General features: G+C 36.3%; 25 protein-coding genes. 20 read left to right on the top strand and 5 right to left on the bottom strand.

Features of this window, described 5'->3' with window-relative positions; genetic code table 11:
* Window positions 1–46 precede the first annotated feature (46 nt).
* From fliL to K2N75_RS06505, 13 genes are all read left to right on the top strand, one after another.
* A complete protein-coding gene (gene fliL, locus K2N75_RS06565; protein ID WP_297601787.1) occupies window positions 47–586 on the top strand; it encodes a flagellar basal body-associated protein FliL in 540 nt (179 codons plus the stop codon).
* Window positions 586–948: a holo-ACP synthase gene (gene acpS / locus K2N75_RS06560; RefSeq protein WP_297679557.1), complete on the top strand. Its 363-nt coding sequence runs from the start codon at window positions 586–588 to the stop codon at window positions 946–948. The genes fliL and acpS overlap by 1 nt, the downstream gene beginning before the upstream one ends.
* Before the next feature lie 66 nt (window positions 949–1,014).
* Entirely contained in the window at window positions 1,015–1,569 is a 555-nt protein-coding gene (maf, locus tag K2N75_RS06555) for a septum formation inhibitor Maf (RefSeq protein WP_297679556.1), read from the top strand.
* Window positions 1,566–1,769, top strand: coding sequence for a cbb3-type cytochrome oxidase assembly protein CcoS (ccoS, locus tag K2N75_RS06550; protein WP_297679555.1), 204 nt, complete (start codon window positions 1,566–1,568; stop codon window positions 1,767–1,769). The genes maf and ccoS overlap by 4 nt, the downstream gene beginning before the upstream one ends.
* Window positions 1,766–2,725 carry an NAD(P)-binding domain-containing protein gene (locus tag K2N75_RS06545; RefSeq protein WP_297679554.1) on the top strand — a complete coding sequence of 320 codons (960 nt, stop codon included), beginning with the start codon at window positions 1,766–1,768 and terminating at the stop codon, window positions 2,723–2,725. Before ccoS ends, K2N75_RS06545 begins: the two co-directional genes overlap by 4 nt.
* A gap of 98 nt (window positions 2,726–2,823) precedes the next feature.
* Window positions 2,824–3,012, top strand: coding sequence for a 50S ribosomal protein L28 (rpmB, locus tag K2N75_RS06540; RefSeq protein WP_297679553.1), 189 nt, complete (start codon window positions 2,824–2,826; stop codon window positions 3,010–3,012).
* A gap of 21 nt (window positions 3,013–3,033) precedes the next feature.
* On the top strand, window positions 3,034–4,164 hold the full coding sequence (locus K2N75_RS06535; RefSeq protein ID WP_297679552.1) for a potassium channel family protein: 1,131 nt from the start codon (window positions 3,034–3,036) through the stop codon (window positions 4,162–4,164).
* A complete protein-coding gene (gene argJ, locus K2N75_RS06530) occupies window positions 4,157–5,347 on the top strand; it encodes a bifunctional glutamate N-acetyltransferase/amino-acid acetyltransferase ArgJ (RefSeq protein WP_297679551.1) in 1,191 nt (396 codons plus the stop codon). Before K2N75_RS06535 ends, argJ begins: the two co-directional genes overlap by 8 nt.
* Window positions 5,348–5,443: 96 nt before the next feature.
* Window positions 5,444–5,671 carry a YdcH family protein gene (locus tag K2N75_RS06525; RefSeq protein ID WP_297679550.1) on the top strand — a complete coding sequence of 76 codons (228 nt, stop codon included), beginning with the start codon at window positions 5,444–5,446 and terminating at the stop codon, window positions 5,669–5,671.
* A gap of 242 nt (window positions 5,672–5,913) precedes the next feature.
* Window positions 5,914–6,474 (top strand): pyruvate flavodoxin oxidoreductase subunit gamma, encoded by a 561-nt coding sequence (locus K2N75_RS06520; RefSeq protein WP_297679549.1) that lies wholly within the window; start codon window positions 5,914–5,916, stop codon window positions 6,472–6,474.
* Window positions 6,475–6,483: 9 nt separating this feature from the next.
* Window positions 6,484–6,879 carry a 4Fe-4S binding protein gene (locus tag K2N75_RS06515; RefSeq protein ID WP_297679548.1) on the top strand — a complete coding sequence of 132 codons (396 nt, stop codon included), beginning with the start codon at window positions 6,484–6,486 and terminating at the stop codon, window positions 6,877–6,879.
* A 2-nt stretch (window positions 6,880–6,881) separates the two neighbouring features.
* Complete coding sequence (locus tag K2N75_RS06510) at window positions 6,882–8,099, top strand: 2-oxoacid:ferredoxin oxidoreductase subunit alpha (protein WP_297679547.1); 1,218 nt, start codon at window positions 6,882–6,884, stop codon at window positions 8,097–8,099.
* A gap of 10 nt (window positions 8,100–8,109) precedes the next feature.
* Window positions 8,110–9,054 (top strand): thiamine pyrophosphate-dependent enzyme, encoded by a 945-nt coding sequence (locus K2N75_RS06505; protein WP_297679546.1) that lies wholly within the window; start codon window positions 8,110–8,112, stop codon window positions 9,052–9,054.
* Window positions 9,055–9,151: 97 nt separating this feature from the next.
* On the opposite strand, the gene hemH is transcribed toward K2N75_RS06505, so the two are convergent.
* From hemH to gap, 3 genes are read right to left on the bottom strand one after another with little or no spacing between them, the layout of a single operon-like run.
* On the bottom strand, window positions 9,152–10,135 hold the full coding sequence (hemH, locus tag K2N75_RS06500) for a ferrochelatase (protein WP_297679545.1): 984 nt from the start codon (window positions 10,133–10,135) through the stop codon (window positions 9,152–9,154).
* A gap of 2 nt (window positions 10,136–10,137) precedes the next feature.
* A complete protein-coding gene (locus tag K2N75_RS06495) occupies window positions 10,138–11,487 on the bottom strand; it encodes a M99 family carboxypeptidase catalytic domain-containing protein (protein WP_297679544.1) in 1,350 nt (449 codons plus the stop codon).
* Window positions 11,484–12,488 (bottom strand): type I glyceraldehyde-3-phosphate dehydrogenase, encoded by a 1,005-nt coding sequence (gap, locus tag K2N75_RS06490; RefSeq protein WP_297679543.1) that lies wholly within the window; start codon window positions 12,486–12,488, stop codon window positions 11,484–11,486. The genes K2N75_RS06495 and gap overlap by 4 nt, the downstream gene beginning before the upstream one ends.
* Before the next feature lie 109 nt (window positions 12,489–12,597).
* Between gap and K2N75_RS06485 the strand changes: the two genes are divergently transcribed.
* Together K2N75_RS06485 and K2N75_RS06480 are read left to right on the top strand one after the other, a co-directional pair.
* Entirely contained in the window at window positions 12,598–13,311 is a 714-nt protein-coding gene (locus K2N75_RS06485) for a Bax inhibitor-1/YccA family protein (protein WP_297679542.1), read from the top strand.
* A complete protein-coding gene (locus tag K2N75_RS06480; RefSeq protein WP_297679541.1) occupies window positions 13,286–13,726 on the top strand; it encodes a thiamine-phosphate pyrophosphorylase in 441 nt (146 codons plus the stop codon). Before K2N75_RS06485 ends, K2N75_RS06480 begins: the two co-directional genes overlap by 26 nt.
* A 36-nt stretch (window positions 13,727–13,762) precedes the next feature.
* Here the strand turns inward: K2N75_RS06480 and K2N75_RS06475 are convergent, their stop codons facing one another.
* Together K2N75_RS06475 and K2N75_RS06470 are read right to left on the bottom strand one after the other, a co-directional pair.
* Window positions 13,763–14,824 (bottom strand): alanine racemase, encoded by a 1,062-nt coding sequence (locus tag K2N75_RS06475; RefSeq protein WP_297679540.1) that lies wholly within the window; start codon window positions 14,822–14,824, stop codon window positions 13,763–13,765.
* 35 nt (window positions 14,825–14,859) lie between these two features.
* Entirely contained in the window at window positions 14,860–15,177 is a 318-nt protein-coding gene (locus K2N75_RS06470) for a c-type cytochrome (protein WP_297679539.1), read from the bottom strand.
* Between the two features lie 200 nt (window positions 15,178–15,377).
* On the opposite strand from K2N75_RS06470, the gene K2N75_RS06465 reads away from it, so the two are divergent.
* From K2N75_RS06465 to K2N75_RS06445, 5 genes are all read left to right on the top strand, one after another.
* Window positions 15,378–16,964 carry a HAMP domain-containing sensor histidine kinase gene (locus K2N75_RS06465; protein ID WP_297679538.1) on the top strand — a complete coding sequence of 529 codons (1,587 nt, stop codon included), beginning with the start codon at window positions 15,378–15,380 and terminating at the stop codon, window positions 16,962–16,964.
* A gap of 15 nt (window positions 16,965–16,979) precedes the next feature.
* A complete protein-coding gene (locus K2N75_RS06460; protein WP_297679537.1) occupies window positions 16,980–17,657 on the top strand; it encodes a response regulator in 678 nt (225 codons plus the stop codon).
* A 134-nt stretch (window positions 17,658–17,791) separates the two neighbouring features.
* On the top strand, window positions 17,792–18,922 hold the full coding sequence (locus tag K2N75_RS06455) for a hypothetical protein (RefSeq protein WP_297679536.1): 1,131 nt from the start codon (window positions 17,792–17,794) through the stop codon (window positions 18,920–18,922).
* Window positions 18,922–20,301 (top strand): cytochrome P450, encoded by a 1,380-nt coding sequence (locus K2N75_RS06450; protein ID WP_297679535.1) that lies wholly within the window; start codon window positions 18,922–18,924, stop codon window positions 20,299–20,301. The genes K2N75_RS06455 and K2N75_RS06450 overlap by 1 nt, the downstream gene beginning before the upstream one ends.
* Window positions 20,298–20,651: a hypothetical protein gene (locus K2N75_RS06445; RefSeq protein ID WP_297679534.1), complete on the top strand. Its 354-nt coding sequence runs from the start codon at window positions 20,298–20,300 to the stop codon at window positions 20,649–20,651. Before K2N75_RS06450 ends, K2N75_RS06445 begins: the two co-directional genes overlap by 4 nt.
* Window positions 20,652–20,795 lie beyond the last annotated feature (144 nt).

Here is a 20,795-nt window from a genome sequence, read left to right as displayed (position 1 = left end):
TTTAAAAAAAGATTTTATATAATAAAATTTTTATTAAGGAGAGGAAATGGCAGAAGAAGAAACCAAAAAAGAATCCAAACTTGAAGGCTTAAAACAGAATAAAATGCTACTTTTCATCATTATTGGTGTTGTTGCATTATTATTGATTATTTTGATTGTTGTTGCGATTTTGATTTTTAGCGGAGGAGATGAGCCAGAAGCAGGACCAACTGCTGCTCCTCAACAACAAAGTGCAGCAAATAAAGGGAGTGCCGCTAATCCAAATAGCAACCTCCTAAGTGTTGGACCAATGTATCCTTTGGACCAATTTATTGTCAATTTGATGACTTCAGGAGGTGGCAAACGTTATCTTAAAACTTCTATTTCATTGGAGCTTAGCATTGCTGAAATGCAAACAGAACTTGAAACAAAACGAGGCGTTTTGCGTGATGTGATTATTTCAATTCTTAGTTCAAAAACATTTGAAGAAGTGCAGACGGCTAAAGGCAAGCAGAAGTTGAAAGAAGAAATTGTAGAACGCTTGAACGAATTTTTGGTAGATGGTAGAGTGGTTAATATCTTTTTTACTGAATTTGTAGTGCAATAATGTTTGATGTGGGAGTAGATATTGTCAAAATTCAGCGTATAGAATCTTTAGTGGCAAAATTTGGAGAGAAAGGATTGCAAAGATTCTTGAATCATTCTGAAATGCAAATTGCTAAAAACCCTCAAAGTCTTGCAGGATTTTGGGCAGCAAAAGAAGCTTGTGCAAAGGCATTAAAATGTGGAATCGGAAAGGAATTAGGATTCCACGATATATGGATTTCCAAGAACCAAAAGGGTGCTCCACTCCTGCATTTAAGTAATGAAAAAATGGAATATTTTAATCTCCATTCTCTAAGTCTTTCTCTTTCTCACGATGGTGGATTTGCTATTGCTGTTGTGGCGGTTAGTTTTAAAAATCAATGAATCTTATCAAAATATAATTTTAATAAGATTATAATTTTAAGTTTATCTTGAGGTGTAAGGAATTTTATGTTGCGCTTATGTTCTGCTTCCAAATCGCGAAAGCAAATTTTAGAAGCGTACAGGATTCCTTTTATTCAATGCGATAATGGGTTTGATGAGGAGCAGTTGCCTTTAGATAAGCCTAAGACTTTTGTCTATCAAGCAGCACTTGGCAAACACAAAAGCGCGTTAAATCTTTATGGGTTAGAATTGCCGCTTTTGATTGTGGATAGTGTGATTGATTGTGGCGGAGTTTTACAGCGCAAGGCGAAAAACAAAGCAGAAGCAAGTGTGTTTTTGGAATCGCAAAATGGTAAAAGCTTTACGATTCTAACTTGCGCGATTCTGCATTGTGAGCAGTTTTTTTATATGGATTTAAGCCAGACTTATTTTGAGCTTTTTCCTTTTGCTCCACAAGATTTAGAATCCTATTTGCAAAGTGGTTTGTGGGCAAATAAAGCGGGCGCAGTGATGATAGAGGGTTTTCATCAGAGCTATATTAAGCGACAAGTTGGTGCAACCTCTAATGCAATGGGATTGCACATAGAATCCCTTTTGCCTTTTTTAAGGAAAATGCTATGAATACAACAATGGTTGCCGTAATGCTTGCGACAAGTATTGTGATTGGATTAATCGGTCTGATTGCTTTTTTGTGGGGCTTAAAAAGTGGGCAATTTGATGATGAAAAAAAAATGATGCAAGGCGTTTTGTTTGATAGTGAAGAGGATTTGCGCCACGCAGCAAGGGATAATTCAAAAAAGAATTCAAAGGATAATGAATGAAAGAAATTTATGATATTGCAATTGTAGGCGGCGGTCCGGGTGGAATCGCATCGGCAGTAGAATCAATGGTTTTAGGTATTAAAGATGTCATTTTGTTTGAAAAGGGAGAGGGGCATTCTACCACGATTCGCAAGTTTTACAAAGATAAAAAACGCGTGGATAAGGATTATAAAGGTCAAAAAGTTGAGTTGAATGGGAACATTTATTTTTGTGATGGCACAAAGGAAAGCACTTTAGATTTATTTGATAAAATCATTCAAGAAAATGGTTTTGAAGTGCAATTTCAGACAGAAGTGGAATCTATCAAAAAAGAAAAGGATTATTTTCTTATTTATACCGCTAAAAATACGCAATTTAAAGCGAAATTTGTTGTGATTTCTATCGGAAAAATGGGACAACCCAACAAGCCAAGTTATGCGATTCCAAATAGTATTAAAAATCTCGTCAATTTTAATGCAAATAGTTGTGTAGATGGCGAGAATATTTTAGTCGTAGGTGGAGGAAATTCTGCCGTAGAATATGCGTGTGTGCTTAGTGAAACGAATCCTGTAACTTTAAATTATCGTAGAAAAGAATTTACAAGAATCAATGAGGCAAATCAGGAAAATTTGGATTTATGTTTTAAAAATGGCAAAATTCAGCCCAAACTCGGCGTGGATATTGAAAGCTTAGAAGAACAAGAGGGCAAAGTGAAAGTAAATTTCACCGATGGAACAAGTGCGGTATATGAACGCGTAGTTTATGCAATTGGAGGAATGGCTCCTGTAGATTTCTTGCGCAAATGTGGTGTAGAATTAGATACAGATGGCGTTCCGCTCACAGATGACAAACATCAAAGTTCAGTTGCGGGTGTTTATATTGCAGGAGACATTTTATATAAAAATGGTGGTTCTATTGCAGCTGCACTCAATCACGGATTTGATATTGTCCAGGAAATCAAAAAACAGCTAAATTAAGAGAATTTAAACTTTTTATTATTTAGTTTGAGATAAAATCCAAAGTTTATTTATTGGCTTATTGGCGATTTTAATTTTAAGATTTAAAAGGTTAGGAAATGGCAAGAAAATGTTTTTTTACAGGTAAAGGTCCAATGGTTGGCAATAATGTAAGCCACGCAAATAACAAGACGAGAAAGCGGTCTTTGCCGAATCTAAGAACCGTGAGAATTAAATTAGAAGACGGCAGGACAATGAAAGTAAGAATCGCAGCTTCCACATTGCGCACTATGAAAAAACGCTCTTAATCCTTAGTTCAGGGTTGAGCTGTGGCTTTTGATAGGCTCAAAAAGTTTCTCCATTGGGAGGGCACTCAAAAGCCAGATATTGATATGTCTGGTTTGCTCTATGAGCAATTAAAACCTTTCCGCGCGTCTTTTTTATTAATTTTTGCAGGTTTAATAATCAGCACACTTGGCTATTTAGTCTTTACAGACTATGGTTTAATTGACGCATTTTTTCAGGCTTCTTATACTTTTACTACAACAGGTTTTGGCGCATTAGAAGAGGGCGAATTTGATGACTTAACCATCTTTTATACCGCTTTTGTAATGTTAGCAGGTTCGCTTGTTTTAAGCTTCTGTGTTGTTAGTGTGATTGATATACTTAGTCGGGGAAAACTGATTCCAATTATTAAGGAACGTAATATGATTTACAAAATTGCGCGATTAAAAAATCATTTTATCATCTGTTATCACAATGAATACACGATACAGCTATCACAGCAATTTCGTGAGGCACACATTCCCTTCGTAGTGGTGGATCGTAACGATTCTTTAGAAGATATTGCGCAAAAATATCATTATCCTTTTTTTATTAACGAAGACCCACATACGGAAATTGCAATGCTCAAATGTCATCTCTCTAGCGCGCGTGGGGTGATTACATTGTCCAATAATATTGCAGATAATATTGCTCAAATTGCTTCCGTGAGGCTTTATGAACGTGAATTGGGGCGCAAACCTTATTTTATTATTGGCAATGCGGATAATAATGAAGATGAGGAAAAGCTTAAAAAACTTGGTGCAGATTACGCTGTGTCTCCCTCAAAGCTGTTCGCTCAAAGAGTTAATGCAATGGCAACGCGTCCGGATATGGAGAATCTTTTGGAGAGATTTGCTTATCAAAAGGATACACCGCTTGATTTAGAAGAAATTGTTGTGCCTCGTTATTCTTGGCTCGTCCTAAAAAAACTCAAAGAAGCCCATGTGCGTGAGATTACACAGACTTCTATTGTGGGGATTACGCAAAAAGATGGCAAATTTATTTCTATGCCTAATGGGGATACTTTAGTAACAAGCGAATGCAAATTACTTGTGATTGGCACTTCACATGGTGTGCATCTAACAAAACAGCTTATCTTTAAAAAAGATAAACCAGAGGAGTTAAAATATGTTTAGTTTCTTCCCAATACAATGTGGAATCGCAGCGGCAAAAGGGTTTTATTGCGACGGAGTAAGTGCGGGATTAAAGTCAAATGGAGAACCCGATGTGGCTTTTATTTATTCGGATTCTTTGTGTGAAGTGGAAGCGATTTTTACACAAAACAAATTTTGCGCCGCACCCATTTTGCATTATCAAGAATATGATAAAAATTTCAAAACGAATTTCGTGTTAATTAACTCTAAAAATGCGAATGCCCTAACAGGTGATGAAGGTGTAGCAAATGTTAAAGAAATATTAGATGAAGCCAAAGGTAAATTTCCTGTGATTTGTAATCCGATTATGAGTTCTACCGGAGTGATTGGTGTGCAGCTTCCAAAGACGAAAATTGTGGAATCTTTTTTAAAATTTGATTTAACAAAAAAAGACGACGTAAAAGCAGCAAATGCAATTATGACGACAGACCGCTTTAGCAAAACAATTGCTTTTGAAGTCGTGCTAGAGGATAAGACTAGTTTTAAAATCGGTGCGATGTGCAAGGGTGCGGGTATGATTAATCCCTCTTTGGCAACAATGTTGTGTTTTATTGCCACAGATGCCGAGATTCCAAAGTCGGATATGAAAGAGCTTTTACAAAATGCGGCTCAAAGCACTTTTAATGCGATTAGCGTAGATGGCGATACTTCTACAAATGATACGATTTTGCTTTTAAGTAATGGCAAGAGTGGAGCATATAATAAGGAAGCATTCGGATTTGTGTTAGAAAAGATTATGCACAAACTCGCAACGGATATTGTGCGTGATGGTGAGGGTGCGACGAAGCTTGTTGCCTTTGAAGTGAGAGGCGCAAAAACTGCAAAAGAAGCGCAAAAAGCAGCCAAGGCGTTAAGTCAATCTTTGCTCGTTAAAACTGCATTGTTTGGTTGCGACCCTAATTGGGGTAGAATCGCATCAACGATTGGAGCAAGTGGAATTGAATGTAGTCCTAAGACATTAGAGATTTATTTTGATGAAGTGTGTGTTTATCAAAAGGGCGTGATTTACTTTGATAATGAAAACGAAAAGAAAGCCGCAGAAGTTCTCAAACAGGATTCTTTTAGGATTGTTTGTGAGATTGGTAAGGGCACAGAATCTTTTGTGGCGTATGGTTGTGATTTAGGACACGAATATGTCAAAATTAATGCGGATTATCGCTCATAAAATTTAAATAAGATTATCTAAAATTTTGTAAAAATGGTAAGCATTAAGGCAATTTTGTCTATAATTTATATATTAATTTACCTTTAAGGAGAGCCAATGTTGCACGAATACCGAGATGAGATTAGCGTTTTAAAACAAGAAAACGCACATTTTGCTAAAATTTTTGATGAACATAATGAATTAGACCAAAAAATTCAAGATATTTCAGAGGGTAGAGAACACGCTTCAAGTATGGAATTAGCCGAGCTAAAACGCAAAAAATTAGAACTTAAAGACGAAGCGTATGCTATGGTGATGGAATATATCAAAGAAAGCCAAAAATAATCCAAGCCCCTTTGGGGCTTTACAAATAAAAACTGCATTATTTCTTACAATTCTTTACTTTTTTAGGATTCCACATTTTAATATTTTTAGATTATTTTTGTTGTTGTGATTCCAAATAATATGGGTTATTTTTACACATTTGAAATATTTTTCTATGGCTATGTAACATAAAAAGTGATTTTTTTAAGCGCGTTTTCTTTAAAATTAAGTTGTAACTTTAAAAATTAAATTTAGGAGGCATTATGCTTGAAATTAGATGGCATAGCCGTGCAGGACAAGGCGCAGTAACCGGAGCAAAAGGTTTGGCAGATGTGATTGCAGGTACAGGCAAGGAAGTGCAGGCTTTTGCATTTTATGGTTCAGCAAAAAGAGGCGCAGCAATGACTGCTTACAATCGCATTGATGATACGCCAATTCTTAATCACGAAAAATTTATGAATCCCGATTATATTTTAGTTATTGACCCGGGCTTAGTGTATATTACAGATATTTGCGCAAACGAAAAGGATTCCACAAAATACATTATTACGACACATTTAAGTAAAGAGGAATTTTTAAAATCCAAGCCAGAGCTTAAAGGTAAGGAAGTTTATACATTAGATTGTATTGGGCTTTCTTTAGAGGCTTTTGGTAAGTCAATCCCTAATGCACCAATGCTTGGAGCATTTTTAAAAATTTCAGGTGCGTTGGAGTTGGACTTTTTCTTGGAATCTTTCAAAAAAGTATTAGGCAAAAAACTTCCACAAAAAATTATTGATGCAAATATGGAAGTAATCAGAAAAGCGTATAGCGAAGTAAAATAGGAGTAAAAAATGGCTTATAAAGGTTGGAACGAGTTTGAAGCGGGTTCTGTGCTGTTTCCTTTTGATAAAGGGAACGCAGCGGTAGAAAAACACGCAGATTCTAGGAATTATCGCGAGGATAGCTCTTATAAAGCGAGTGTAGCGCATTGGCGTGTAGAAAAACCTGTGCATAATGTAGAGCATTGTATTAATTGTTATTTTTGTTGGGTTTATTGCCCGGATTCTTCAATTTTGGTGCGAGATGAAAAAATGAGCGGTATAGATTATGTGCATTGCAAAGGCTGTGGTGTGTGCGTAGATGTATGCCCAACAAATCCAAAATCTCTTTTGATGTTTAGCGATTATGAGAGCAATGAAAATGCACTTAGCAAATGGCCCAAAAAAGAAGAAAAGAAAAAGGATTAATAATGGCAGAAGTTTATGAATTACAAGAAGTAGAAGTTTGGGACGGCAATATGGCAGCAAGCCACGCAATGAGACAAGCACAGATTGATGTTGTTTCTGCATATCCGATTACTCCCTCTACACCGATTGTGCAAAATTACGCAACTTTTTTGTCTAATGGTTATATTGATGGCGAGTTTGTAATGGTAGAATCCGAACACGCAGCAATGAGTGGCTGTGTAGGCGCAGCAGCAGCAGGCGGACGCGTAGCAACAGCAACAAGCTCACAGGGATTTGCTTTGATGGTGGAAGTGCTCTATCAGGCTTCAGGTATGCGTTTGCCCATCGTGTTAAATGTCGTGAATCGTGCTCTTGCAAGTCCCCTAAATGTCAATGGAGACCACTCAGATATGTATTTGGGACGTGATGCGGGTTGGATTAATCTATGTACCTATAATCCGCAAGAGGCGTATGATTTTAATCTTATGGCATTTAGAATCGCAGAGGATTATGATGTGCGCTTGCCGGTTATGGTGCATCAAGATGGATTTATTTGTTCTCATACAGCACAGAGTGTGCGCCCGCTAAAAGACGCAGAGGCTTATAAATTTATTGGTGATTACAAACCTAAAAATGCAATGCTAGATTTTGAGCGTCCGGCAACTTATGGGGCGCAAACAGAGGAGGATTGGCATTTTGAGCATAAGGCGCAGTTGCACAATGCGATTATGAATTCTATGGGCGTGATTGAACGCACTTTTAAAGAGTTTGAAAAACTCACAGGGCGTAAATATAACATTGTAGAAAAATACGATATGGAAGATGCAGAAGTTGCAATCGTAGCACTTGGCACAACGGTGGAATCGGCAAGAATTGCTGCAAAAGAAGCAAGAAAGAATGGTATTAAAGCAGGTGTTGTAAGTATTCGTTCGCTTAGACCATTTCCCTATTTGGCATTTTGTGAAAGTTTAAGTAAAGTCAAAGCGGTAGCATTTTTAGACAGAAGTTTGCCCGCAGGTGCAATGGGAATGCTTTATAACGAAGGTGTAGCAGCACTTTATCACGGCACAAATAAACCTGTGGTAAGCAACTATATTTATGGACTGGGCGGACGCGATTTGACACAAAGCAATTTACAAGAGATTCTAAAAGAATTACAAGCCAATGCAAAAGCAGGGAAGCTAACGCACCCAACACAGCAATTTATCGGACTTAGAGGTCCAAAACTTGGATTTAATTAAGGAGCGCAAAATGAGTGAAATTAAAAATTTGAAACAATATTCAAAAGCGAGTGAGCGATTTGAAGGTGCGCATCTTTTATGTCCGGGTTGCGCACACGGAATGATTGTGCGTGAAGTATTAAACGCCACAGAACACCCTTTGTTGATTGCAACTTCTACCGGCTGTTTGGAAGTGAGTACTGCAGTTTATCCCTATACTTCTTGGGATACTCCTTGGATTCATATTGGATTTGAGAATAGTTCCACTGCAATTGCAGGTGCAGAGGCAATGTATAAGGCATTAAAGCGCAAAAATAGGCTTTATAGTGATAAAGAGCCCAAGTTTGTAGCCTTTGGTGGAGATGGTTCTACTTATGATATTGGATTCCAATTTATTAGTGGCTGCTTTGAAAGAGGGCACGATTTCACCTATGTGTGTTTGGATAATGAAGTGTATGCAAACACAGGGGGGCAAAGGAGTGGTTCTACACCGCTTGGTGCTTCTACAACTACTACACCAGCGGGGCGCGTAAGCTATGGTAAAAAAGACAAGAAAAAAGATTTGCTTTTTATTATGGCAGCACACGGAGCTCCTTATGTTGCGCAAGTTGCGCCTAATAAATGGAAAGATATGAGTAAAAAAATCAAAACTGCGATTGAAACAGAAGGACCAACTTTTATCAACGCAATGAGTGCTTGCACCACAGAATGGAGATTCCCATCTAATCAAACAATTGAAATGAGTGATTTAGCGGTAGATTCTCTTGTATTTCCACTCTTTGAAATTATTAATGGAAGAGAATTAAAAATCACTTATCGTCCTAAAAATATCGTGCCTGTGCGTGATTATTTAGGTGCTCAAGCAAGATTTAAACATTTGTTTAAACCAGAAAATGAGCATATCATTGAGCAATGGCAAAAAAATGTGAATGAATATTGGGAATATTTGCAAAGACGTGAAGAAGCAAAAGTGTGAGTTACTCACACTTTTGCTAACAATTTTCTCCCTATATTTTTAGTTTAGAATTCTCTCATTATTTAACAAATATTAATATTTTGCTCTTGATAAAAATTTAATATACAAGCGGTTCTGCATTTTGAATTAGCTCTAAAATGCAAGTTGCAAAATCTTGTGTGCTATTAGGACATTTTGCGACACGATAGTCTTGAATCTTATATTTTTGTGCTTCTAGTTTATATTGGTAGGAGAGTTCAAAGTCTGTTTCTGAATTATCCATTGTAAAGGAAATCGGGTAAATCAGTAGTTTTTTATTCTGATAATAGGGCAAAATATCTTGTAGATTAGGTTCAAGCCATTTGATAGGTCCAATTTTAGATTGATAAGCAACTTTTATGCTTGCAAACTCCAGCCCAAACTCTTTAAAAAGTGATTCTAGAATCTCTACATTTTCTAAAATTTCTTTTTGGTAAGGGTCTCCATTGTCTATATTTCTCTGCGGTAGGGAGTGTGCAGAAAATACAAGATGAAAATCCCTACAATCCTCTCCACCTAACGCTTCTTTAATGCGTTCCACTATTGCTAAATTATATCTCTTATCCTTATAATAACGTTCCACTTGCACTATTTTTGGTGTAAACTTATTTGCCTTAAATGCCCTTAAAATATCCTCCATTGAGGACGCTGTGGTTGTGTAACTAAAATGTGGATACATACTAAAAAGCACAACTTTTTGAATGCCACGTTCTTTTAAATCTTGCGCAACTATGTCCGCAAAAGGCGGAGTATAGCGCATTGCGTAGGTAAAATATATTTGCGGTTCCATAGTTTGCAACATTGCACATAATTGAAAAGTATGCCCAACAAGTGGTGATTTTCCACCAATTTTTTGATAATTGCTTTGTGCTTCCTCCAAGCGTTTATGGACAATAAAGCTCCCAACCATTGAGCGCAAAAAATTACTTTTAATTGGCAAAATATAAGGGTCTGCAAACATATTTTGTAAAAATGTTTTTACCTCAAATAAAGAATTAGGTCCTCCCATATTTAATAACACAACTGCGGTGTTTTGTTTGTCTTGAATATTTGGAGATTGCATTTTTATTCTTTTGTGCGTAAATTAATCATACCACAGAAATTTTTACCTTGATAAAATTCTGCGCGAAAGATATTTTTTGCTCGGTCTAAAGAATAACGTTTGTCAATATTTTCTTTATCAATGGTAAGTCCATGTTCGCTTACGATTCCTTTTTTGGAATAACCTATCACATTAACGCGCACTCCTGTTTGCCCGCGAATTAAGAAATTTTGTTGGAAATCTAAGGTTTCACCAAAATTCGCTTTTATTGATTTTTTGTCTAGCTCTATCTCAACTTCTTTTACATCGCATTGCATAGGGAAAACATCAGGCTTTAGCAAGCTGATTCTTTTGTGTCCGATATAGATTTCATATCCTTCTTTTGTTTTCTTTGCGCGCCCAAGAGGGTGGGTAAAATCAAAAACATTGTTTTGCGCTAGAAGCGGAGTAAAATTGATAAGGCTTCGGATTCCATTTAAATCAAGAGTAACATTATGGTTGATTTTAACGCTACCAAAATCATTAACTTTTTGGGTAACATTTTCTAGGTTTAAGTCAAATTTGCGTTCAAATTCAATTCCTAAAATTTCCATTAATGCTTCAATGGAGCTTAATTGATAGAGTGTTTTAAGGGGCAATTCGGTAATATTTTTGCTTGTTTCAATTGCTAATGCAGGCTTCAAATGCGTAATAGCAAAGAAAGTAAGAGAATTTTGCTGTTCTTCATCTTTAATGCGCGTTTCTGTATTGCGCACACCAAAGGTATGAAAATCATAATGTAGGCGTTGGTTAAGTTTGGATTCTATTTGTTTGGCGATGGAATCCAAATCTCCAAAGGCTACATTGTCTAAAGTTTTTTGGTCAATGACATAAGTTTGTCCCCAAGCTTTAGGGTTAAAAATAGAGTTTTCCCATTTTTCTCGGTAAAATCCGTGCCCATCATGGAGATTAATAATGAAATCTACTTCTTCATCGGTAATAAGTTTTTTAATAGCTTGGATATTATCAAAGTCTGGATCATTGCGTTTGATGGTGGCAAATTTACGATTCATATCTCTATAAATTCCGCGTCTAAAGGCTAAAATGCTATCTGGATTTAAATTAGGCACAACAATTACTTTGCCTTTTTTGATTTGATAAAAATCTACAAGAAGTGCAGGAGCGAAGAATCCACCCGGCTCGTCTCCGTGGATTCCACCAATCACTAATAAGGTTGTTCCATCTTGCTGACCTTTTAGCTCATAAGTGTCAAAAGGGGCATTCTTTTTCTGTATTTCTTTCTTGATGTTTGTTTTTACTTTTTCTGCTAGTGCAATTTCATTTAATAAACAGAAGCTAAGTAAAATATAAATAAAAATTTTTATACTTTTCAAATTTTGTCCTTTAAAATATAATGAGCCATTTCTAGGATTCTGTGAGAATAGCCCCATTCATTATCATACCAAGTCATAATTTTTGCCATATTTTCACCCAATACAAAAGTCAAATCAAGTGCTACGACACCGCTTAATGGACAATTTACAAAATCTTGTGAAACGCCAAAGTTCATATCTACGCCCAAGATTCCACGAAGCCTATTGTTAGCTGCTTCTTTGAAAATCGCATTGATTTCTTCTGCATTAGTTTTTTGTGTTAAATTAACATTTAAATCTACCATAGAGACATTTGGCACAGGAACGCGCACACTATGTCCATGTAGTTTGTCTTTCATTTGTGGCAATACCAAGTGCAATGCTTTAGCTGCTCCTGTTGTTGTTGGAATAATATTAACCGCTGCTGCACGTGAGCGACGAAAGTCGTTTTTGCGATGTGCGGCGTCAATGAGATTTTGGTCATTGGTATAACTATGAATGGTTGTTAAGATTCCTTTTTCTATACCAAATGCTTCGTCTAGTAGCATAATAATCGGAGCAAGCGCATTAGTGGTGCAACTTGCATTGGAGATGATTTTTTCCCCTTGATAATCCTTGTGATTTACTCCCAAGACAAAAGTTTTTGTATCGTCTTTTGCAGGAGCAGAAAAAATCACGCGTCTAGCTCCTTTTTGTAAATGGGATTCCACTTCTTTTTGTGTCAAAAATAAACCACTTGCTTCAATGACAATATCTGCCCCTAAAATATCAATCTCTTTTGGTGTTTTCTTTTGGGAGAAAGGAATTTTGACGCCATTAAAAGTGAAAGAATTTTCTCCACATTGGATTGGGGTATTTTGATGCACGGAATCGTGCGTTAAAAGATAGCTTAAAATCTCTGGATTTGCAAGGTCATTAATGCCAACAATTTCAATTTTATCTTGCATTTCACAGAGTGCAACACGTGTAATACAGCGTCCAATCCTGCCAAATCCATTAATAAAAATTTTAATTTTCTTCATTTCGCTCCAAGTTCTTTAAATAAAGTAAAATTGTAACATATTTAATGCTATTCTTAGTGAATTTTAGATATAATCGCAACCTCAAAATTAAAACAAAAGGAATACTAAAATGTCATTATACGATAGAAAACCCTTGAATTATAAAGGTTATCAGAATGAAACAAATAATGAGGCTTTTGCACAAAGTGATATTGCGCTCATTAGTTTTGTAAAACAAACTTATCAACTTTTTGCAGGTTCTTTACTTGCGGCAACGGTGGGTGCATATATTGGAATTTCTGCATTAGGAGATTTGGTTTCACAATATTACATTGGATTTGTGATTTTAGAATTTGCTTTATTGTTTGGTTTAATGTTTGCAAGAGCAAAAGCAGGTCTTAATTTATTGTTGCTTTTTGCCTTTACTTTTATGACAGGTTTAACACTCACTCCTATTCTTAGCAGAATCTTAGGAATGCCCGGTGGAGCAGAGATTGTAGCTCAAGCGTTTTTGCTGACAACAGCGATTTTTGGCGTGATGAGTATTTTTGCATTGCGCACGAAAAAAGACTTAGCAAGTATGGGCAAAATGCTATTTATCGCATTGATCGTTGTAGTCGTGGGTTCTTTGATTAATTTATTTTTGGGAAGCTCGATTCTACAAGTTGTGTTAGCGGGAGCGGGAGCGATTTTGTTCAGCATTTTTATCGCTTATGACACACAAAATATCGTGCGTGGCTTATATGATAGCCCTGTAATGGCAGCAGTGAGTTTGTATTTAGACTTCTTAAATTTATTTATTTCTTTGCTCCAAATTCTTGGAATCTTTAACTCAAGAGAATAATTCAAGCTCTCCCTTGCGCACTTTGCGCATTGTAGATGCGAATCTCAATCGCTTACGCGAAGGGATTCGTGTAGTTGAAGACATTTTGCGTTATGGATTCAATCACAAAAACTTTGCTTCTACACTTAAAAATCTTCGTCATCAATGCCGCGTAGAATTTTATTTGGATTTATTAGATACACGCGATTCCAATAAAGATGTCTTAAGAGTTTCTATAAAAGAAGAGCAGAATCGTAAAAACCTTCAAAGTGTTTTTGTTGCTAATTTTAAACGGGCACAAGAATCTGCCCGTGTGCTTGAAGAGATTTTGAAAATAGACTTCATTGAGGAAAGCGAAAAGTTTAAAGCAATTCGTTATGCTCTTTATGATTTAGAAAAACGAGTGCTTTTGGAGATTTTTCCCGATAGATTTTAGTCTTGTTGTTGGTATTGAGGAAAATATTTTATTGGATTAAATGATAACTTTTGGAATATAGGCGTGCAAATGAGATAAAATCTCATAAGGGATTGTTTCAAATGCTTGGGCAAATATGCGGGCGTCATTGAAAACGCAAACTTCTTCTTGTGCGGATTCTATGCTAATGCAATCCATAGAGGCGCGAGGCAGGATTCTAAATCCCTCTGCAGTGCAGACTTGCATACCTTCACGCAAGCGAAATAATCCATCACCATAGCCAATGTCATAAGTGGAAACTCTATTTTCTTTTAAGGTGCTTATGCCGCGATAGCCAATCCTTGCATTGGGTCTAAGCGTTAAAGTGGAGATTTTTTGCGCAAAGAGTGCTGCAATAGGCTTAAGATTGGGCGTAATAAAGGCAGAATCTTGGCATAAATAACCATAAAATGCGATTCCAATACGAAATAAATCATCTTGCAAATCTTGTTGTGTATCTTTTGCACGAAATGCGCCAGAGGAGTTTAGAGAATGGAATCGCGGACGCGGAAGATTGTAATGTGCGCAAAGTTTCAAGGATTCTTCTTTGATTGCCAAAAATTCCGTATTTTGCGTATAAAATTCACTGCCAAAATCATCTCCAAATCCATTGTGTGTGAAGACTCCTTTGAGCTCTAAAGCATTTTGAGCAATAAGTTCAAAGGCTTGGTTTAATGTATTTTTTGCGATTCCATTGCGGTGCATTCCGCTATCTACCTTTAATTCAATCTTTGTGCCTTTGGGATAGTTTTGCAGGGATTCTAAACTAGGAGCGCAAAAATAAATATTGGGCGATTGTAATGCTTCTTTAAAAAGAGAATTGCAAGGCAGAGAATGGGGATATAGAATCGTAACGCAACAAAAAAATGGCGCAATTTCTAAAGCTTCATAGGTATTTTTTACAAAGGCATTTTGTATCTTAACGCGTTTAGCAAGTTCGGCAATTTGCTTAAGCCCGTGTCCATAGGCATTGTCTTTGAGGACAATAGCAATTTTTTCTGGGTTTTTAGGAGCAATAGTGTTTAAAATAATTTGATAATTATGCAAAAATTTTTGAGAGTCTATTTGTAAGTAAGGCATTGATGAAAAGAATCTCCCAACAAGTGGGAGAAAGACTATTTAGCAGCAGGAAGTTTAGAGATATAGTCTGCTACTGCATCAATATCTGCGTCAGTTAATTTAAAGTTTTTCATGTTTGCATACATGATTGCTTTTGCGCCGCCATTATCCGCAGTTCCAGCTGCATAACCTTTGAGTTGCTCTACAAGTCTTGCTTTGTCCATTCCGGCAATTGTTACACCACCTTTGCTTCCGGGAGCAACTTTCTCAGCATTTGCTCCGTGGCACGCAATACATTTTTTGTAGATTGCTGCACCATCACTTGCCATTAAACAGCCAGCTGCCAATACGATTCCTAACAAAATCTTTTTCATACTAAACTCCTTTAAAATTTAAGTATATTTGTAATCATATCCTTTTAGTATAAAATAATTCTAAAATTTTGTAAGATTCTTGAATTTTTTGCAAATTTATTAAAAGTTTGAGGGTTTTTGTTTCGGGTTTTTATGCGGAATCTTATAAATTAGTGTTACAATGTCGCACAAGTTATTTCTTAAAGATTTGGGATTGAGATTTGAAAATATTTAGGATTTTTGGAACAACATTAGAAGCAAAAACGCGCGTGTTAGTGTTCAATATTGCTTCAGGATTGCTTTCTTTAGCGGTTGTTTCTTATGTATATTATTTTAGTTTAAAATATGATTATGATGTCCTATTTACCGAATATAGTCAATCTCTTATTAGTTTAGAAGAGTTGCATAAAAGTGTTGCAAATGCCCAAAACATTCTCGCTGCACATAAATTAGAAGAAACAGAAATTATCAAAGCACAAGAAACTATTATCGCACAATGGGAAAATTATAGAAACATACAAAGCAATCTTGTTAATGAGAGCTATTTCACACATTTTTTATTAAAAATTTATTATCTCTTTGGTGGAGAAAATTTAATTTTAGATGAAAAATCTAGCTTTGAAACACATTTAAATCACCTTGATAGTGCGATTAGCTATTATCTTGCTTCGCTGCAAAATTCTAAAGTTTCCAAAGAAGAGACTTTTAAACAAAGTGCAAATCATCTGAATGTTGAAATTTCGCGTATGATTGATGCAAGTTTGCGTTTTGTGGAGATTAAAAAGGCGCGCAATAATGCCTTGCATAGTGTAGTGCATAAAGTTGTTTTGGTGATGATGTGCTTGATTATGCTCACCACTATTTTGCTTAGTTTTCTGATTTTGCGTAATATTAAAAGCCTGCATGCAATGTCTGAACAAAAAGTGCAAGAAAAAACCAAAGAATTACAGAATCTCAATAATTCATTGCAAGAAAAAATTGAGCAAGAAGTGCTAGAAAGCCGCAAGAAAGACCAGATTATGTATCAACAAGCGAGACTTGCAAGTATGGGGGAGATGATTGGCAATATTGCACACCAGTGGAGGCAGCCTTTGAATGCGCTTATGTTGCTGATTCAGACTTTTAAGGTAAAATCTCAAAATGGCAAGCTCACACAAGAATTTATTGATTTGCAAGTCAATGATGGTTTAAAAATCGCCAAAGCAATGTCCCAGACGATTGAGGATTTTCGCAATTTTTTTCATTCCTCTAGCGATAAAGAGGTATTTAATTTAAGAGCGAATATCCAAGATTCTATTTCGCTTGTAGATGCTTTTTTAAAGCAGAATGAAATTAGTGTCGCAGTAGATTGCCCTCAAGATATTGAATTGTATGGTTACAAAAGTGCTTTTTCACAAGTGATTTTGAATCTCATTAAAAATTCGGAAGATATTTTAAAAGAGCGTCTGATTTCACCTGCTAGGATTCGTATTGTGGTGGATATAGAAAAGGGCGAAATATGCAAGGAATTTTCCTCTAAAAGTTGTGTTAAGATTCTATTTACAGACAATGGTGGAGGGATTAAGTTAGAGGATATTCAAAAGATTTTTGAACCTTATTTTACAACAAAACATAAATCTGTTGGCACAGGAATTGGATTGTATATGTCTAAGCAAATCATAGAAAAACAAATGGAAGGAAGCATTGAGGTGCGTAATGTGCATTATGATAATATTTTATGCCAAGAAAAAGTATGTATGCCAAATTGTCCCATTAAAGATGGAAGTTGTGGAGCGCAATTTATAATCAGGATTCCGTTAAAAAGCTAAAATCAAGGAGAAACAATGTTGTCAAAAAATGATGAAAAAATTTTAAAAAACTTAAAAGTTCTCTATGTTGAAGATGAGGAAGATATTTTGAAGTTTGCCTCTATGGTGCTTGAAGATTATGTGGATAGGCTTGTGGTAGCTCGCAATGGTAAAGAGGCTTTGGAGATTCTAAAAAACGAAACAATAGATTTAATTATTACAGATATTTTAATGCCTAAATTAAATGGCATAGAACTTCTGCGTGAGATTCGTAAGAATCCGCTTTGGGATTTATCTGTCATTGTAGTAACTGCGCATACCGAAACCCATTATTTACTAGATTGTATTGAATTGCGAGTAGATGGGTATATTTTAAAACCTATTGATGTAGAGGAACTTTTAAAAACAATCTTGCGTGCGACTTTGCCAAAATATCAGGCAAATGAATTGCGCGCTAAAAATGTGCTTTTAAATGCAATTTCTGTTTTTGTGGGCGGCAAGAAAATTGAAATTATTAAATATTTAATTGAGCATAGCAATGATGAGAATATTTTTTATGGTTCTTATGAAGATATTGTGCAAGAAGTGGGTGTGAGTAAGCCTACTGTGGTAAAAACTTTTCATCAGCTCATTGATACGGGCTTGCTTGTGCGCTTGAAAAACAAAATTTATAAGTTTCAACCTGATATTTCACAATACAAAGAGGAATCCTAAGCCATTTAAGATTATTAAACCTTTAAAGTTTTTAAGTTTTTGGCATTTTTAATCTAGGAATCGTTATAATTTGAGGCAAAAGAGCAAATGTCAAAGTGCAAGAAAAAGCTTAAGTGGCTTGAAGAAAGTAGGATATGGAAAACAAAAAAGATGTGTTTTATCTCGCAGGTTATGACCCACGCAGTTATCGCTATTATTATGCACTTTTGAAGCGGAATCTTTATAAGCAAAATTGTCTTAATGGGTTAAATCTTAGTATTTCTCCTTGTAGCCAAAAAGATGAGATTCCTTATTGTGTGATTTTTGGAGAGGAATCGCAAGTCAATTATCATTTTTTGCAATGGGATAGTGTCGTCAAAAAATATTGGGCAAAAAGTCTGCGTGATTTTGTGTTTGATTTTGCTTATTTCCTAAAAACCTATATCTTTTCTGGTATTTTTAGAATCTTTGCCAAAGAATCTAGGACGCAGTTGATTGCGGGATTGTATCCCATTGTGTATTTTTGCTTAAGCTATGCAGTTAGTTTTGTTGGAATTTTTTATTTATTTGAAATACTAGAATCTTGGAATCTTGCTGTTGCGATTCTTTGTGCGCTAGCGTGCTTGTGGGGCGTTACGAAAGTCATTTTGTATTTGGGTAAGAAATTTGCGGTATTTTGGCTGTCTAATATTTATGTGTTTTGCGCAAAATATGCTGCGGGCAAGATTACAGAATCTCGGACTCTTATCAACGAGTTTAGCAATGCGATTCTTAATGCGTTGCAAAAAAAACAAGAAACAAAGAATTATGAATTGATTTTATGCGCACATAGTGTCGGAACAATTTTGGCAATGAGCGTTGCGGCAAGGGTGGTGAGAATCGCACAGGAGCAAAAGTTGGATTTGGAATGTTTTAAGATTCTGACGCTTGGGCAGTGCATACCACTTGTAAGTTTTCAAAAAAGTTGCGGGCAGTTTAAGATGGATTTGCAAACGCTTGGGAATGTGCCACTTGTATGGTTTGATTTTACCGCTAAGATTGATGGGGCTTGCTTTCCTTTGCTTGATTTCTTTCGTGCTTCTGGAATCCAAGCAAGGTTTAAACCAAAGTTCTTATCGCCTAGATTTCATCAGCTCTTTACCCCACAAACTTATAAGAAAATACGTTATAATTGGTATTTGGCACATTTTTTGTATCTGTATGCTAATGAGATTTTAGGTTCATACGATTTTTTTAATTTCATTGGTGGCAAAAACACTTTAGAATCCAAGATAGGAGTTGCCTAATGGGACAATGTCCATTTTTTCCTAAGCCACATAAAAATAAAGCAAGCTTGCTGACGACATTTTTACTCAAAAGACGTTCTTGGCTTGATGGCTTGTATGAAAAAAGCTACAAAATGAAATCTGGACAGGTTAAAATGCCCGGTTTTGACCTTTATATCGTCAATCACCCTAAAGATGTGCGCCGCGTAATGGTAGATGAGGTGCAAAATTTTCCCAAAAGCAATTGGTTGCATCAGCTTCTTAAGCCTTTGCTTGGTGAGAGTATTTTTACAACAAATGGTGGAGTATGGCAAAAACAAAGAGAGCTTTTGCGCCCGAGCTTTGAGCAGGCGCGCATTACAAAAGTTTTTGGCTTAATGAATGAAGCCGTAGAAGATATGATGAAAAAGCTTGCCCGCTATCCAAATGGCGCAATCATAGAGATAGATGAGGTGATGACTTTTGTAACAGCAGATGTAATTTTTCGCACGATTCTATCCCAAAAGTTAGACGAATCACAAGGCAAAGAAGTCTTGGACGCTTTTGTAGTGTTCCAAGAACAAACCGTGCATACAGCGATTCGTAAAATGTTTTGCATTCCACAATGGATTTCTTATCTCTTAGGGGAGCGCAAGCGAATGAGGGCAGGGGATACGATTCGTAGAGTGTTAGCAGACATTATCAAGCCACGTTATGACGCGATGAGTGCGGGGAAAAATGGAGAATATGAGGATATTTTGGCTTCATTGCTTGAAGTGATTGACCCACAAAGTGGCGAAAGATTCAGCTTTGAAGAGATTTTAGACCAAGTGGCAATGCTATTTTTGGCAGGACACGAGACGAGTGCAAGTTCTTTAACTTGGACTTTGTATATTTTAAGTATTTCGCCACAGGAGCAAGAAAAGGCTTATAGGGAAATTATAGAAGTCGCGGGAGAGGAGATTCTTACTTTGCAACATTTGCGCAAATTAAAATATGTTTCTAATATTTTCAAAGAATCTTTGCGACTTTATCCACCTGTTGGATTCTTTGCAAGAACTGCAAAACAAGAGGTTAAGATTCAAAATAAATTAGTCAAAGAAGGTTCTGGTGTCGTGGTTGCTCCTTGGCTGATTCAAAGACACGAAAGTTATTGGAAAAATCCGCACGAGTTTGACCCCAGTCGTTTTGAGGAAAAAAATGCAATTCAAAAAGACACTTATTTGCCCTTTGGAATGGGAGAGCGCATTTGCATTGGACAGGGATTTGCGATGCAAGAGGCAGTTTTGATTTTGGCAAATATTTTGAGAACTTATGAATTAAAATTGCAAGAAAATTTTGTCCCAGATGTTGTAGGACGTCTTACGATTCGTTCGGCAAATGGAATGCAGATTCAATTCGCACAAAGAAAAAATAAATGAAAGAAAAGTTGGCAGGGACTTTATTGTTATGCGCACTCGTTCCTTTAATGATTATTGGCTATTTGCTGATTGTGATTGTGGGAACTTTTGGCAAGGTGTCGCGCGTGAGGCAAGGAGTGCGCGCATTAGACCATTTCGTGAATGCAACTTTGTTTAATGGCTATGCTTGGGAGTCTGTTTCTTCACACGCGTGGCGTGAAAGAGATAAAAAATGGGCAAAATTTGTGATAAAGGTTACAGATTTTTTTCAAAAAGACCATTGCAAACGCGCAAACTCAAGAGAACAGCCAATTATTGATTTGGTGCTTAGGAAACATTTGAACGACCAAACTATTGGCAAGCAGTTGTAGCCCTTTGTATTTTTGCGCAGGGTTATGCTTGGGGAGATTGTCGCGATTCCACAATGGAATCTCACAAAAATGTAGGGTTTTTTATTGGTTTTTTTGGATTATTTTGTGGAATTTCTCACGTATTTCTGTGCGGGGGGGGGGGGG

The organism is Helicobacter sp., assembly GCF_029067145.1.
Taxonomy (GTDB): Bacteria; Campylobacterota; Campylobacteria; order Campylobacterales; family Helicobacteraceae; genus Helicobacter_D.
This window is presented reverse-complemented; position numbering and strand designations above follow the sequence as displayed.